Below are 14,699 nucleotides of genomic sequence, written 5' to 3'. Positions count from 1 at the left end.
TGATTCCCGGTATCAGCCTAGAGCAACGGTGCGAGCGCGCGCTCGGCATCGTTCTTCGATAAAGCCATGCGCTGCGCGAAACTTTCCACCTGATCGTCGGCGATCTTCCCGACCGAAAAGTACGTACTTTCCGGATGCGCGATGTAAAAACCCGACACGCTCGCCGCCGGCAACATGGCAAGCGACTCGGTCACCGTCATGCCGATCTCGTTGGCTTGCAGAACGTCGAACATGTCCTGCTTGACCAGATGATCCGGGCACGCCGGATAACCCGGCGCCGGACGAATCCCGCGATACTTCTCTTCGATCATCGCGGTGTTATCGAGCGTTTCGCCAGCCGCATAACCCCACAATTCGCGACGCACCCGCGCGTGCAGCGCTTCGGCGAAGGCTTCGGCGAAGCGATCGGCCAGCGCCTTGAGCATGATCGCGCTGTAGTCGTCGTTATCGGCTTCGAACTGCTTTTCCTTTTTCTCGACGCCAAGCCCCGCCGTCACCGCGAACATGCCGATGTAATCCGCCACGCCCGACTCCTTCGGCGCAATGAAATCCGCCAGCGACCGGTTCGCGCGCTGCACGCCGTCCACGATCGGACGCACCGTTTGCTGGCGCAGGTTGCGCCACGTCATGGCGACTTGCGTGCGGGTATCGTCGGTATAGATTTCTATGTCGTCGTCATTCACCGTGTTTGCCGGCAGCAGCATCACCACGCCGTTCGCCTGCAGCCAGCGGCCCTGAATGATGCGCGAGAGCATGGACTTGCCATCGGAGAAAACACGCCGCGCCGATTCACCCACGATCTCGTCATTGAGAATCGCCGGATACGGACCGGCGAGATCCCAGGTCTGGAAAAACGGCGCCCAGTCGATGTAGTTCGCCAGCTCCGCCAGATCGTAATTCTTGAACACGCGCCGCCCGATAAACGTCGGTTTTTTCGGCTCGTAACGCGTCCAGTCGATCTTCGTCTTGTTCGCGCGCGCCTCGGCGTAGGTCACCATTGGCGTGGCCTTGCGGTTCGCGTGCTGCGTGCGAATGCGTTCGTAGTCCGTCTTCAGATCGGTCAGATATTTGGTCGCGCCGTCATCCGAAAGCAGGCTCGACGCCACCGATACCGACCGCGATGCATCCGGCACATAAACCACGGGGCCATCGTAATGCGGCGCGATTTTGACGGCCGTATGCACGCGCGAAGTCGTGGCGCCGCCAATCAGCAGCGGCGTTTGCTTGCCGCGGAAATAGTCGTCGCGCTGCATTTCCGACGCAACGTAAGCCATCTCTTCAAGGCTCGGCGTAATCAGCCCCGACAAGCCGATGATGTCCGCGCCTTCCTCTTTGGCCTTCGCCAAGATGGTCGCGCACGGCACCATCACGCCCATGTTGACCACTTCGAAGTTGTTGCACTGGAGCACGACTGAAACGATGTTCTTGCCAATGTCGTGCACGTCGCCCTTCACGGTCGCGATCACGATCTTGCCCTTCGGCCGCACGTCCTCGCCGGCATCGGCCATGCGCTTCTTTTCTTCCTCGATGTACGGGATCAAATGCGCGACCGCCTGCTTCATCACGCGCGCCGACTTGACCACTTGCGGCAGGAACATCTTGCCCGCGCCGAACAGGTCGCCGACGATATTCATGCCGTCCATCAGCGGCCCTTCGATCACGTTGATCGGCCGTCCGCCCGCGGCTTCAATGCGCTGACGGACTTCCTCCGTATCTTCCACGATGAAATTCGTGATGCCGTGAACGAGCGCGTGAGCGAGGCGTTTATCGACGTCCTGATTGCGCCATTCCAGGTTCTCTTCTTTCTTCGCGGCGCCGGTCTTGAATTTATCGGCGATTTCAAGCAGACGATCCGTGCCGTCTTCCCGGCGATTCAGCACCACGTCTTCCACGCGTTCGCGCAGTTCGGGATCGAGATCCGCGTACACGCCGAGCTGCCCCGCGTTGACGATACCCATGTCCATGCCCGCCTGAATCGCGTGATACAGGAACACGGTATGGATGGCTTCGCGCACCGGATCGTTGCCGCGAAACGAGAACGACACGTTCGACACGCCGCCGCTGATCTTGGCGAACGGCAGGTTCTCCTTTATCCAGCGCGTGGCATTGATGAAATCGACGGCGTAGTTGTTGTGTTCCTCGATGCCCGTCGCGATCGCGAAAATGTTCGGATCGAAGATGATGTCTTCCGGCGGGAAACCGACTTCGTTCACGAGGAAATCGTACGAACGCTTGCAGATTTGCGTCTTGCGTTCGAACGTGTCCGCCTGGCCGTCTTCGTCGAAGGCCATGACGACGGCGGCGGCGCCGTATCGGCGGATCAGCGTGGCGTGATGGCGGAACGCGTCCTCGCCTTCTTTCAGCGAGATCGAGTTCACGATCGCCTTGCCCTGCACGCATTTGAGACCGGCTTCGATCACGTCCCATTTCGATGAGTCGATCATGATCGGCACGCGCGAAATGTCCGGTTCCGACGCGATCAGGTTCAGGAACCGCACCATGGCCGCCTTCGAATCGAGCATGGCTTCGTCCATGTTGATATCGATGATCTGCGCGCCGTTCTCAACCTGCTGCCGCGCGACGGCGAGCGCCTCGTCGAACTGGTTGTTGAGGATCATGCGTGAGAACGCCTTCGATCCCGTCACGTTGGTCCGCTCGCCCACGTTGATGAAGAGCGAACCGTCGGTGACGTTGAACGGCTCGAGGCCGGAAAGGCGCATGGTGTGATCGGTCATGGCTGGGCTTTAGCTTATGGATTCTGGGATTCGGACGGCCAGTGGCTGCGCGCCAATTTGCAGCAGTCGTTCAAACCACTGCCGGAAATGCGGGCACTGTTCGCGGATTTTATCGAGCGTGATTCTTATTGCGCTTGCCGGGCCGTGCGTTGTTTTTCTATAGCGCGGACGAAGAATCTCAAGACGTTTGGATGGCGCGGTCTGCGGAGAATCATTGATGCATTCCGGATTTGTTACTTCGGCGCGAACTTTTGCCAGCGCCGCGCGATGTTTGTCCCACTCCGGTTCTGCATCGCAAAGTTTGCCAATGTCCGAGAACAACAACGACTCGAATTCGTGAGGCTGGACATGCGCGATGAAACGCTCCGGCCGGCATCCGACGCGCGCGACAATGTCCGCGTGCAGCAAACGCTCGATATGCGAAGCACGGTTTGGCGGTGCCATGCCGACAGATTCGTTGACACCTGCAAAAGACTTGTCGAGCGCGTAGAGGTCGAACATCGTGCTTACGTATGCATCTTTATGCTCCAGCAGCACGTTTCGGACGGCGCGTCTTGTGCGGTCGAGACTGAGTCCGCCACCGCGATGTCCGCGCGACGTTTCGATGAGCAAGGGCTTCGCAATGATGTTGGATAAACGCAGGACGGGCGCCAGCACGGATTTCACAAAAGCCTCTTCGGTCTGGCCCTCGCCGACAATAAACAAAAGCGTCATCGCGATGGTCTCCCGCCCAGCACATTCTGATTCCAGAGTTCACCGAGCGAATAATCTTCGAGCCAACCTTTGAGTTGCTCTGAATCGAGTCGTCGAAATGTAGATGCGCCGTCTTTCCGATCCACGACGACGACATCTTCAGGCTCCATCAAATTCATCAGTTCCACAGATTGCGTGGAGACGATAACTTGCTTGCGTTCGGCCGCGCGCTTCAACAGGTCGGCGAGTATGTTGATTGCATAGGGGTGAAGGCCCAGTTCCGGTTCATCGATAAGAATCGTGTCCGGCATCAAGTCCCACGGCTGCATTAAAAGCGTGCTCAAGCAGATGAAACGAAGCGTTCCGTCGGATAGCGCGTGGGCGTTGAACACCACGTCAGGCTTGCCTGTTTCCAGCCATTCAAGCTGAATCTGCTTGCTTTCTTCGCGCACCGGGACGAAATCGTCGAAAAACGGGGCGACGAGTCTGATCGTGTCCACGATCATGCTGTAACTGTCGGGATGGGACGTTCGCAGCATGCCAAGATAGGCAGCAAGGTTTCCCCCATCGACTTGCAGACGCAATGTGTCGAAGGGAGCGTGAAGTTGTTTTACCTTGGCCGTGGCGCCGGTGTCGTGGAAGTGATACACGCGCCAACGATCCATACCTAGGCGTACGGACGAAGTGTAGCGGCCACCGCGTTCTCCAAACCCTGTTTCTGCATTCGGTCCGACAAAGCCTTCTTCTTGTCCAGAGGCGTCGTATTTCCCTAGCGGTCGGTCAATTCTGTTCCAAAGCCCCTCGTCCTCAAAAACCAGACGGTTATCGTTTGTCGGGACTAGCTGAAAATAATATGAGTCGTCTTCGCCTGCTAATTCTGCGTAGATTTCCTGCGTTGCCTGCCGCGAAAAATGCAGCAACGCATCGGGCCCCCCCTGGACCGCTACGAACAGCTGAAATCGCTTTCCAACAATCTCTGCCAGCATCCGGAAGAAGCTAATAAAGTTCGATTTCCCCGCGCCATTGGCCCCAATCAACACGTTCAAATTGCGCAACTCGAAGTCGCGCAATTCACGTATTGATTTGTATCCTGTGATCGTCAGTTTCTTGACGGCGGCCATTGATCAGTTCCAGTAGGAAACGCGTGGAAAACAAAGCTTCAAACCGTCTCTGCCTCATCTTCACGATAATGCGACGGCCATTGCCTCGGCTTCACATCGGCGAGCGCCTTCGCGATTTCCGCGATATGTTCCGGCGTCGTCCCGCAGCAGCCGCCGGCCAGATTCACCAGTCCAGCCTGCGCGAATTCCTTCAGCAAATTCGACGTGACATCCGGCGTTTCATCGAAGCCGGTATCGCTCATGGGGTTGGGCAAACCCGCGTTGGGATAACACGACACATACGTATCGCAAAGCTTCGCCAGTTCCGCGATGTACGGCCTCATCAGCGCCGCGCCCAACGCGCAGTTCAGACCAAACGTCAAAGGCCGCGCGTGACGCAGCGAGTTCCAGAACGCCTCGACCGTCTGGCCCGACAAGATCCGGCCGGATGCGTCCGTCACCGTGCCCGAAATCATGATGGGCAACAATTCGCCCGTATCTTCGAACAACTGATCGAGCGCGAAAAGCGCGGCCTTCGCGTTCAACGTGTCAAAGATGGTCTCAACTAGGAACAGGTCGCAGCCTGCGTCCATCAACGCCTTGGCTTGCGCGTAATACGCGTCGCGCAGTTCGTCGAAGGTGACATTGCGCGCGGCTGGATCGTTCACGTCCGGTGAAATGCTCGCGGTCTTGGGCGTCGGTCCAATAGCGCCCGCGACAAAACGCGGCTTGTCCGGCGTCGAAAATGCATCGCACGCTTCACGCGCAAGCTTCGCGGATTGCGCGTTCATTTCGTCCGCGATCGATTCCATGCCGTAATCGGCCTGTGCCACGGTCGTCGCGCCAAACGTGTTCGTTTCGATAATGTCAGCGCCCGCCGCAAGATATTTATCGTGGATCTCGCGAATCACATGCGGCTGCGTAATCGATAACAACTCGTTATTGCCTTTGATATCGCGGTCATAGTCCGCGAACCGTGCTCCCCGATACGCCGCTTCGTCGAGCTTGTAACGCTGGATCATGGTTCCCATTGCGCCGTCTAGGATGAGAATGCGCTGCTGCAAAAGGGCAGGCAAAACGGCGCCGCGCGTGTACGGGCGGCGTTCGGCGGCGGATTTCGGGGCGAGGGACGGATTCATGACGGACATGGCTCCAAACAGGCTTAAATAGCCCAACATTGTATCTGTAGTAAGGCACAAACGCTTTTTGACGGCACTTCTGCACAATGCCGCAAAGAACAAAAAACCCCGCCACTTTCGTGACGGGGTTTTTTAAGGGTGTCGCGGGTGTTCTTACTGCTCAGCCGGGATTGCTACGGTTAATGAAGAATTACCGGCTGGTTCATCAGTATGTCGAATTGGCCGAGAAACTCATCGACATCTTCAAGCGATTGTTCTTCCTGCATCAATTTTTGAACATGTTCGCGGAATCGTGCCGCAAGGGCGCCATCGATAAAAATTTCGCGTTGCATGGTCTTGTCCACGATCTCGTAACCGCCGGCTTTCATCGCGAGATGATTGTCCTGCGGCGGGAATTCGACTACGCAATAGTTGGGGCTGTTGTAAATCATCTGCATGGCGACACTCCTTATTCCTGTTTGCCCGTAAGGCGTTTCTGCGTCTTACATTGAGCGTTTGGGTTGGAATTCAAGGGGTGGCCTCGACGTTGATTCCGAAAGCCCATCGAGGACCTTTGTTAGACATTCTCCCGCAAAAATGTTTCCAGAAGAGCCACGAAACGCAGTGTTTCTTCTACCGGGGACAGATGTGCCGCATCAAGTATTTCAAATTTTGCATCAGGAACTGAATTCACCGCCACTTCAGACTACGCCTACGGTCAATCAACCTGCATTCACTATAACAACGTGCCGGGCGCCTTTGTCGTTGACGTTCCAGCAACCATCCAGCCAACGTTCATGCCACTTCAGGATGCGCTTTCCGTGCTGCTTTGTCAGAACACTTTGTACCGTTTTGATCACGATACCTAACGTGCTGTTTTGCCGCACGTTCGCTATGCCGCTCATATCGATAAATCTGCCGATGTTCTTGTCACGCAACCCACGCGCCCGAAGCTATTCGAATACCTTTTTAACGGTTGTTTCCGTAGCAATCTTTAACGCGCCTTGCATGCTTTGCCGTTGCATGCAACACGCCGCCGGTCAGGGCTTGTCGGGCTCGGGCGCGCCGGGTGTCGCTTCTGGCGACGCATCCGCCGTGCCCGCACCCGTCGCGGGCGTCGGCGGCTGAAGTTTGCCGCGCCAAATCAGTTCCATCTGCAAGCCGTTGGGCTCGGTTTGCACGATCCGGACCGGCAACCATCCAATCGACGGCGCAAGCCAGATATCGAGACGGCGCCGATCGCCATCGCGTCTCGCCAAGCGTGTGAAATGGCGCGCCTGGACGTTGCCATCGCGGGCCTGGACGTTTTCGTCGCCCACGGTTTCTATCGGCCAGATCTCGTTGCTGTCGTTGTCAGCAACGCTGAACTGACGCACCACACCGGGTTTATAGGTATCGGGCGAACCGCGTACGAGGCTGGCAAGTTGCATGACGACGCTAAAACGATCCTGGGCACCATCGGCGAGCGGCTGGCTGTTCGGCGTACGCGTATAGACGAGTTGTTTCGTGGTGCGATCGAAGACGGTGATGTCGGCCGCGCGACGGCCGCGCTGTTCGGAATATTGCTCGGGCGCGATGCCGAAGCCATCGATATGACCCTTGCTGGAATAGACGAACGGTCCAACGAAAGGCAAAGGAATCGATACAACCATCTCGTAGTGTTGCGCGGAATTGATCCAGTGGATGGTGCCGGTCTGGTTCATGACGCCGTTGATGAGCGTGTCGTAGCGAAGCTCGCCAGTGGGCGGGACGTCGAATTTATCGCCGGATGAGGCCGCTTTTGCAGTTGCAGCCGACGCTGCCTGGGCAGCGGCTGCATCGCTGGATGCTTTTGCTGCGGCTTGAGCGGCCTGAGCCGCTTGCTGGGCTTGTTCGGCTTTTTCCGCCTCAACCGCAGCGGTCTGTGCGGTCTGTGCCGTTTGCTGCGTGGTCGTGATGGCGTGCGCCGGTTGCGGAGCCAGGCGAGGCGCGGGCGTGGGTTTCGGCGCTGGCGTCGGCGCGGCAGTCGCCGGTGCTTGCGCGACCGGCTTGGGCGTCAGCAATTCGACCTGTACCGGAACGTGCTCAGGCGGCGCGGGATTCGACACATTCCGGCTCCTGTCCACCCAACGTCCCGCCACCCAATGCAGAGCCAGAACCGCAAGCAGCACGGCCAGCCACAAGGTCCATCGGAAGGATGGAGCAGCGGATGAGTCATCGGACGATGCGCCGGATACTGCGCGGCGGCGGCGAAACAAGGAAAACGGCATCAATTAGGTCGAGAGCGTTCGAGCACGTAAAAGTCGCGCATGGAAGGACAGTTTCATGTTGCTGATGGTGCTCATGATGTATTGGCAGGCACTAGAGCAATGTGACTCGCGCAAACCTCGCGACGTTCCCTGCGCGTCAACGAACCCGATGGCTGAAATCTTATCGTTCACCCGGTTTGTATCCGAGTTCGTAGGAAAGCTGATTGGCGCAACCGCGCAATGCGATATCGATGTCACCGCCCCAGCGGGTATCGAATGTTCCTTCATGACCTAGCGCTATCAGCCCAAGCGCCAGGTCGCCGGTCGAATCGAATACCGGCATGCAGAACGCGTGGATCCCTGGCAGCAACATGCCTTCCACACGCGATGCGCGGTGCGCGCGAATATCGGCGAGTTGAGGTTCTATGTCAGCCATGGTCCGGCGCGTAGCAGCGAGTTCGCGATCGAGCATGACCTGCGTCTTGCTGCGCGGCAGCCACGCGGCAAACAGCAAACCGGTCGCCGATGACAACAGCGGCATCACATCGCCGAGCTTCAACGACGCCTTCGCCGGATGGCTCGATTCCATCCAGTGCACGACCGTCGGTCCCTGATTGCCCCACACGGCAATGCCCACCGTCTGGTCCAGTTCATCGCGCAAACTGTTCAGTGCGATGCGCGCGAGCTTCACGCCATCTACACGGGCAAGCCGCGCCAAACCCATCTGCAATGCAAAGCCGCCGAGTTCGTAGCGCCCCGAAACCGGATCCTGCGATACCGCGCCGAGCCGCAGGAAACTCACGAGATACCGGTGCGCCTTCGCCGGACTCATGCCCGCGCGCTGGGCGAGATCGCGCAACATCATGGCGCGCGGTTCGTTGGTCAATACGTCGAGGAGGCGAAATCCGACTTCGATCGACTGGATGCCGGAACGCGACTTTTCCCCGGCGGGGTCCGGTGAGTCCTCAACATCGGATTCGGGCAGTTCCAACGTGGCAAACGATGCTGGACGACTTGAAGATGACATGAAGAAATCGATTCCGGCTGACGATGGCCGGTAAAAACGAGGTTGAATGCGATTCACCATCGTAAAATAGATTCCTTCCATCGTCACTAAACGTCGAAACGCTCTATGAAACTTGCCACGCTGAAGGACGGGACACGCGACGGTCAACTGGTCGTCGTATCGCGCGATCTGCGGACGGCGGCGATTGCCGATGCCATCGTGCCAACGCTGCAACGCGCGCTGGACGACTGGAATTTCTACGCGCCGCAATTGCTCGATTTGTCCGACGCCCTGAATCAGGGCCGCGCGCGCCATTCGTTTTCGTTCGATGCCAAAGCCTGCATGGCACCGCTTCCGCGCGCGTTCCAGTGGGCCGACGGCTCGGCGTACGTGAATCACGTCGAACTCGTCCGGCGCGCGCGCAAGGCCGAAATGCCGCCCGAATTCTGGACCGACCCGCTGATGTATCAAGGCGGCGCGGACGACTTGCTGGGTCCGACTGACGACATTGTGTGTGCATCGGAGGCATATGGAATCGATTTCGAGGCCGAGGTCGCCGTGATCACCACCGACGTCCCGATGACCGCCACTCCCGCCGACGCGCTCAAGCATGTGCGCCTTCTGATGCTCGTGAACGACGTCTCGTTGCGCAACCTGATCCCCGCGGAACTCGGCAAGGGTTTCGGCTTTTTCCAGAGCAAACCTGCCACGGCGTTCTCGCCGGTTGCGGTCACGCCCGACGAACTCGGCGATGCATGGAGCGAAGGCCGTGTCCACCGACCGATGATCGTTCACTGGAACAACAAGAAAGTCGGCCAGCCCGATTGCGGCACGGACATGGTGTTCGACTTCGGCCAGCTGATTGCGCACGCGGCCAAGACGCGCAACGTGCGGGCGGGATCGATTGTGGGTTCCGGCACGATCTCGAACAAGGACGCAAAGCGCGGCTATGCGTGCATCGCGGAAAAGCGCTGCCTGGAGACCATCGAGCATGGCGCGCCTGCGACCGAGTTCATGAAGTTCGGCGACAGCGTCAAGATCGAAATGTTCGATGACGCCGGCAAGTCGATCTTCGGCGCCATCGATCAATCGGTGGTCGCCTTGCACGAGCAAAACGTTACCCGCTAACGGGTTTCGCCCGATGCGCCGCCATGCCGCGCCGCCCTACACTTAGCCGAATTATCCATAACAAGGAGATTTCAATGCATTCAGGCGGGGGATGGGGCGCGGTTTTCAGGCGTGTGGCGGCGGCAAGTGCATTGATCACGCTTTCGGCAGCAGGTTGGGCGCAGACGCCGCACGTGAAGATCGGGCTGGTGTTGTCGCTGACGGGGCCGGCTGCGTCGCTCGGCATTCCGGCGCGCGATACGGTCGCGTTATTGCCGAAGGAAATGGGCGGACGTCCGGTGGATTACATCGTTCTCGACGATGCATCGGATACCACGCAAGCCGTCCAGACCACGAAGAAGCTCATCTCCGAAGATCATGTGGACGCGATCATCGGGTCGTCGATCACGCCGAATTCGCTCGCCATGATCGATGTCGTCGCCGATGGCAAGACGCCCATGATCTCGCTTGCGTCGTCATCGAAGATCATCGAGCCCGTCGATGCCAAGCGCCACTGGGTCTTCAAGACGCCGCAAACCGACGCCATGATGGCTTCCGCCATTGCCGAACATGCCAGCAATCACGGCGTGAAGACGATGGCGTTCATCGGCCAGGCCGACGCGCTTGGGGAGACGTTCTACGCGGAAGTATCGAAGTTCGCGCAGCTTCACAAGATCACGATGGTCGCCAACGAGCGCTTCAATCGCACGGACACGAGCGTGACCGGACAAGTGTTGAAGATCCTCGCGGCGAAGCCCGACGCGGTTGTGGTGGGCGCGGCGGGAACGCCGGCCGCATTGCCGCCGAAGACCTTGCGCGAACGCGGTTTCAAAGGCCCGATTTATCATAACCACGGCACGGGAAATCGCGATTTCCTGCGCGTTTGCGGCGCCGATTGCAACGGCACGTTCTTGCCGACAAGCCCGGTTCTCGTCGCGTCGCAATTGCCCGACGATCATCCGGCCAAACGTCTCGCGCTCGACTACATCAAGCTCTATGAAACGAAGTACGGCGCGGGCACGGTGTCGGCGTTCGGGTCCTACGCGTGGGACGCGGGCATGTTGCTGAACCGGGCGGTTCCCATCGCCATAAAAGCCGGCGCGCCGGGCACGCCAGAATTTCGCACCGCGCTGCGCGATGCGCTTGAAAACACGAAGAATTTCTCCGATACAAACGGCCAGGTCAACATGACGGCGAACGATCACATCGGCCTGGATCAGCGGGCGCGCGTGATCGCGGAAATCGAGAACGGCAAATGGGTTTATCAACCGCGCTGAGAGACTAAAACCATGAGCGATCTTTCTCTTTACGCGCGCTACACGTCGCTGGAATTGCGCCGGCACGATCACGGCGTGCTCGAAATCATCATGAACGGCGCGGGCGCGAACAAGAGCGGGCTCGCCACGGCGGATGCGAATACACATCGCGAACTCGCTGATATCTGGCGTGATATAGATCGTGATCCGGACACGCGCGTGGCGCTGATTCGCGGCGAGGGGAAAGGGTTTTCCGGTGGCGGCGACCTGCATCTGGTTGAACAGATGGCATCCGACTTCGATGTCCGCGCGCGCGTCTGGCGCGAGGCGCGCGATCTTGTCTACAACGTGATCAATTGCAGCAAACCGATTGTGTCCGCCATGCACGGCCCGGCGGTCGGCGCGGGTCTGGTCGCGGGGCTTCTCGCGGATATATCGGTTGCGGCGAAAACGGCGCGCATCATAGACGGTCATACGCGGCTCGGCGTCGCTGCCGGCGATCACGCGGCGATCGTGTGGCCGCTGTTGTGCGGCATGGCGAAGGCGAAGTATTACCTGCTGTTGTGCGAACCTGTCAGTGGCGAGGAGGCGGAGCGGATCGGGCTGGTATCGCTCGCTGTGGATGAAAGCGAGTTGCTGCCAAAAGCGTTCGAAGTCGCGAATCGCCTGGCGCACGGTTCGCAAACGGCCATCCGATGGACCAAGTATGCGTTGAACAACTGGCTGCGATCGGCGGGTCCCGCCTTCGATACTTCCCTCGCGCTCGAATTCATGGGTTTTGCCGGACCCGATGTGCAGGAAGGCATCAAGTCGCTGCGCGAAAAACGCGCGCCGGACTTTCCGGGCGGCTCGCCGTTCTGATTCATGTTTCTCAAAATTTCCCGCAGCAAAGGAGCCCAGTCTCATGACCGATACACCCGGCGGCACGCCGCCCTTTGGAAGTTTCCCCGGCATGTCCGGCTTTCCTCAAGGCGACATGATGGAAAAGATGTGGGACATGATGAAGATGAACCCGTTCGCGGCGGTCGTATCGCCGGGTGGATCGCCTTCGCTTTCCATGATGTCGGACATGCTCGCGCCGCTTACGAACGTCGAGGAACTCGATAAGCGCATCAAGGACATGCGCGCCGTGGAGCAATGGCTGAAGCTCAACCTGAATATGCTGCAATCGGCAATTCAGGCGCTCGAAGTGCAGCGCGCGACGCTCGCCACGTTGCGGGCGTTCGGCGCGTATGCGCAGTCATCGGTGGACAGTGCGAAGAATGCCGGCGCGGCGAATGCGGCGAGTGCATCGGCGGGCGCCTGGCCAGCGCCACCTTTGAAGGAAGAACAGCCTGCGCCGGATTCGGAAGCGACCGACGAAACCGGCGCGCACGACGCTTCATTCGATCCCGCCGGCTGGTGGAACATGCTCCAGTCGCAGTTCAACAATCTCGCCACGCTGGCGATGGCTCAGCAACCGGGACCGGCTGAGGCAACGAGCGAAAACGCCGAACCGCCAAAAGCCGCCGCGCCCAAAGCGCCGAGAAAAACCGCTGCGAAGAAAGCGGCCGCGCCCAAAACGGCGGCGAAAAAAAAGCCGCTATAAAGCGGCATCATTCGAAGCGGCGCACTTTACTGCGCCGCTCCATTCGCGAGCAACTGGTTGCGCAATCCTGGCGCCGATGTCCTCGGATCAAGCCAGATCGAGAAAAACGCGCGTGCGAAGTCATCGCCGGGAATGGTGCCGATGACTTTGTCGTCGGCATAAAACGTGGTGCCACGCTCGGGCACGAACACGCCGACCACATGATCGCCGGGCTGAACGTCCGGGAATATCTTTTCCAGTTCCTGCTGCCATAACAGCGTCTGCGACTTGCTGGCGAGCTTGAGATCGTCCATTTCTTCGCGGCCGCGCTTGGCAATGGATGCGCCCTTGAAAGCCCGCGCGTATTCAATGTCGAGCGCGAACGGCCGCGCCGTCAGTTCCTTGCTCGACAAACCCGTTGGCCCGACGTAAAGCTTGGCATCGTAGATATGAAAGCCGTACATGCGCAACTCGCCTTCGCCCTGAACGCGCGCTTGCGGAATTGTTTGACGCACGAGCGGAGCGGCATCGAAGGCGAATGCCTGAAGCGGCAAAAAAAGCAGCGCCAGGGCGATCGCAAAAATGCCGCTTATCAGGCGTGTTCCAGCGTGAACTGAATGACGTCGGTGTTCGAGTGCGCGAACGCGGCCTCGCAATAACATAGATAAAAGTCCCACAAGCGGATGAAACGTTCGTCGAAGCGTTGCGCGCGGATTTCGTCGAGGCGCGCCACAAACGCATTACGCCACAGCTTGAGCGTGCGTGCATAGTCGAGACCGAACGAAAGCTGATTGACCACTTTCAGTCCGTGGCGTTCGGCGGCCTGCACGAACACGGCCGGCGAAGGCAGCATGCCGCCCGGAAAAATGTATTGCTGGATAAAGTCCGTGCTCGTGCGGTATCGGTCGAACAATGCGTTATCGATGGTGATCGTCTGCACGCATGCGCGCCCGCCGCGCTTCAGGTTGCGCTTGATGCACTCGAAGTAACTCGGCCAGTATTCTTCACCCACGGCCTCGAACATTTCGATGGACGCAATGGCATCGAACTGGCCGTGGGTATCGCGGTAATCCTGCAGGCGCAGATCCGAGCGATCGGCAAGACCGGCGTCGGCCATGCGTTGCTGCGCGAACGCGAGTTGTTCGGTGGAAAGCGTGAGTCCAGTCACACGCGCTTTCGCTTCGCTCGCCGCGAGTTCGGCGAAACCGCCCCAGCCGCAACCAATTTCCAGCACGTTCAAATCGACGCCATCCAGTTTCAACTCGTTCAACAATCGCCGATATTTCGCACGTTGGGCATCGGCGAGGGTCTGGTCGGGCGAGCCGTCGAAGAGCGCGCTCGAGTAGGTCATCGTGCTGTCGAGCCAGAGCGTGTAGAACGCGTTGCCGAGATCGTAATGTGCGTGGATGTTGCGCCGGCTGCCTTCCTTCGTGTTCGCATTGCGCAAATGGCGCAGGCGGTTCGTGAGCTTGCCGAACCACGAACCGTAGATCACGGCTTCAATCGTCGTGCGATTCCTGACCATGATGTCGAGCAGTGCGGCGAGGTCATCGGTATGCCAGTCGCCTGCAAGATACGTTTCAGCAAAGCCGATATCACCGCTTTTCAAGGCCGCGGCGCACACGTTCCAGTTCGTCAGTACAACTCGCGCGTGTGGTGCATTTACGGCGGCGGGATCGTCGGCGGTCTGGCCGAAACGGCGCGTGGTGCCATCGGGGAGCTGGACATCGAGGACGCCGTATTGCAATTGCCCGAGCAACCGGAGAACCACGCGCGCCGCCGCGGGTTTATGCAGCGCGCGGCGCGTGCGCAAGAGCGGCTGGATAAACCACGACACCGCTGGACTTCGAAGCGATGAAGGAGAAGAGGGCTGTGTCGACATTTGCAAG

The 14,699-nt window shown here is 59.0% G+C and carries 14 protein-coding genes; 4 read left to right on the top strand and 10 right to left on the bottom strand.

The window, feature by feature from the left end:
* Positions 1–17: 17 nt before the first annotated feature.
* The 8 genes from metH to ASG35_RS14270 all read right to left on the bottom strand — a co-directional run bounded on the left by metH (position 18) and on the right by ASG35_RS14270 (position 8,901).
* Entirely contained in the window at positions 18–2,735 is a 2,718-nt protein-coding gene (gene metH / locus ASG35_RS14305) for a methionine synthase (RefSeq protein WP_082508386.1), read from the bottom strand.
* A gap of 9 nt (positions 2,736–2,744) precedes the next feature.
* The gene (locus ASG35_RS14300) at positions 2,745–3,449 is read right to left on the bottom strand and encodes a DUF4276 family protein (protein ID WP_056358222.1); all 705 of its coding nucleotides are present in this window, start codon (positions 3,447–3,449) and stop codon (positions 2,745–2,747) included.
* Positions 3,446–4,549 carry an AAA family ATPase gene (locus tag ASG35_RS14295; protein ID WP_056358219.1) on the bottom strand — a complete coding sequence of 368 codons (1,104 nt, stop codon included), beginning with the start codon at positions 4,547–4,549 and terminating at the stop codon, positions 3,446–3,448. Before ASG35_RS14295 ends, ASG35_RS14300 begins: the two co-directional genes overlap by 4 nt.
* Positions 4,550–4,587: 38 nt before the next feature.
* Complete coding sequence (locus tag ASG35_RS14290; protein WP_056358857.1) at positions 4,588–5,667, bottom strand: homocysteine S-methyltransferase family protein; 1,080 nt, start codon at positions 5,665–5,667, stop codon at positions 4,588–4,590.
* Between the two features lie 179 nt (positions 5,668–5,846).
* Positions 5,847–6,104 (bottom strand): BTH_I0359 family protein, encoded by a 258-nt coding sequence (locus ASG35_RS14285; RefSeq protein ID WP_056358215.1) that lies wholly within the window; start codon positions 6,102–6,104, stop codon positions 5,847–5,849.
* 264 nt (positions 6,105–6,368) lie between these two features.
* Positions 6,369–6,584, bottom strand: coding sequence for a hypothetical protein (locus tag ASG35_RS14280; protein WP_056358212.1), 216 nt, complete (start codon positions 6,582–6,584; stop codon positions 6,369–6,371).
* Positions 6,585–6,686: 102 nt separating this feature from the next.
* Complete coding sequence (locus ASG35_RS14275) at positions 6,687–7,895, bottom strand: DUF3108 domain-containing protein (protein WP_056358208.1); 1,209 nt, start codon at positions 7,893–7,895, stop codon at positions 6,687–6,689.
* 160 nt (positions 7,896–8,055) lie between these two features.
* A complete protein-coding gene (locus tag ASG35_RS14270) occupies positions 8,056–8,901 on the bottom strand; it encodes an IclR family transcriptional regulator (protein ID WP_056358855.1) in 846 nt (281 codons plus the stop codon).
* A 105-nt stretch (positions 8,902–9,006) separates the two neighbouring features.
* Here ASG35_RS14270 and ASG35_RS14265 point away from each other — a divergent pair, with 105 nt between their 5' ends.
* From ASG35_RS14265 to ASG35_RS14250, 4 genes are all read left to right on the top strand, one after another.
* Positions 9,007–10,008, top strand: a complete 1,002-nt coding sequence (locus tag ASG35_RS14265; RefSeq protein WP_056358203.1) for a fumarylacetoacetate hydrolase family protein — start codon at positions 9,007–9,009, stop codon at positions 10,006–10,008.
* Between the two features lie 74 nt (positions 10,009–10,082).
* Positions 10,083–11,264 carry an ABC transporter substrate-binding protein gene (locus ASG35_RS14260; protein WP_156393166.1) on the top strand — a complete coding sequence of 394 codons (1,182 nt, stop codon included), beginning with the start codon at positions 10,083–10,085 and terminating at the stop codon, positions 11,262–11,264.
* A gap of 12 nt (positions 11,265–11,276) precedes the next feature.
* Entirely contained in the window at positions 11,277–12,104 is an 828-nt protein-coding gene (locus tag ASG35_RS14255; RefSeq protein WP_056358201.1) for an enoyl-CoA hydratase/isomerase family protein, read from the top strand.
* A gap of 43 nt (positions 12,105–12,147) precedes the next feature.
* Entirely contained in the window at positions 12,148–12,831 is a 684-nt protein-coding gene (locus tag ASG35_RS14250; protein WP_056358198.1) for a PhaM family polyhydroxyalkanoate granule multifunctional regulatory protein, read from the top strand.
* A gap of 26 nt (positions 12,832–12,857) precedes the next feature.
* Here the strand turns inward: ASG35_RS14250 and ASG35_RS14245 are convergent, their stop codons facing one another.
* Entirely contained in the window at positions 12,858–13,364 is a 507-nt protein-coding gene (locus tag ASG35_RS14245) for a chalcone isomerase family protein (protein WP_056358196.1), read from the bottom strand.
* A gap of 38 nt (positions 13,365–13,402) precedes the next feature.
* Complete coding sequence (locus ASG35_RS14240; protein WP_082508383.1) at positions 13,403–14,692, bottom strand: SAM-dependent methyltransferase; 1,290 nt, start codon at positions 14,690–14,692, stop codon at positions 13,403–13,405.
* Positions 14,693–14,699: the final 7 nt, after the last annotated feature.

The sequence above is a fragment of the Burkholderia sp. Leaf177 genome, assembly GCF_001424345.1.
In the GTDB taxonomy this organism is placed as follows: Bacteria; Pseudomonadota; Gammaproteobacteria; order Burkholderiales; family Burkholderiaceae; genus Caballeronia.
The sequence above is the reverse complement of the archived record's forward strand: the minus strand, read 5'-3'. Positions and strand labels throughout refer to the sequence as shown.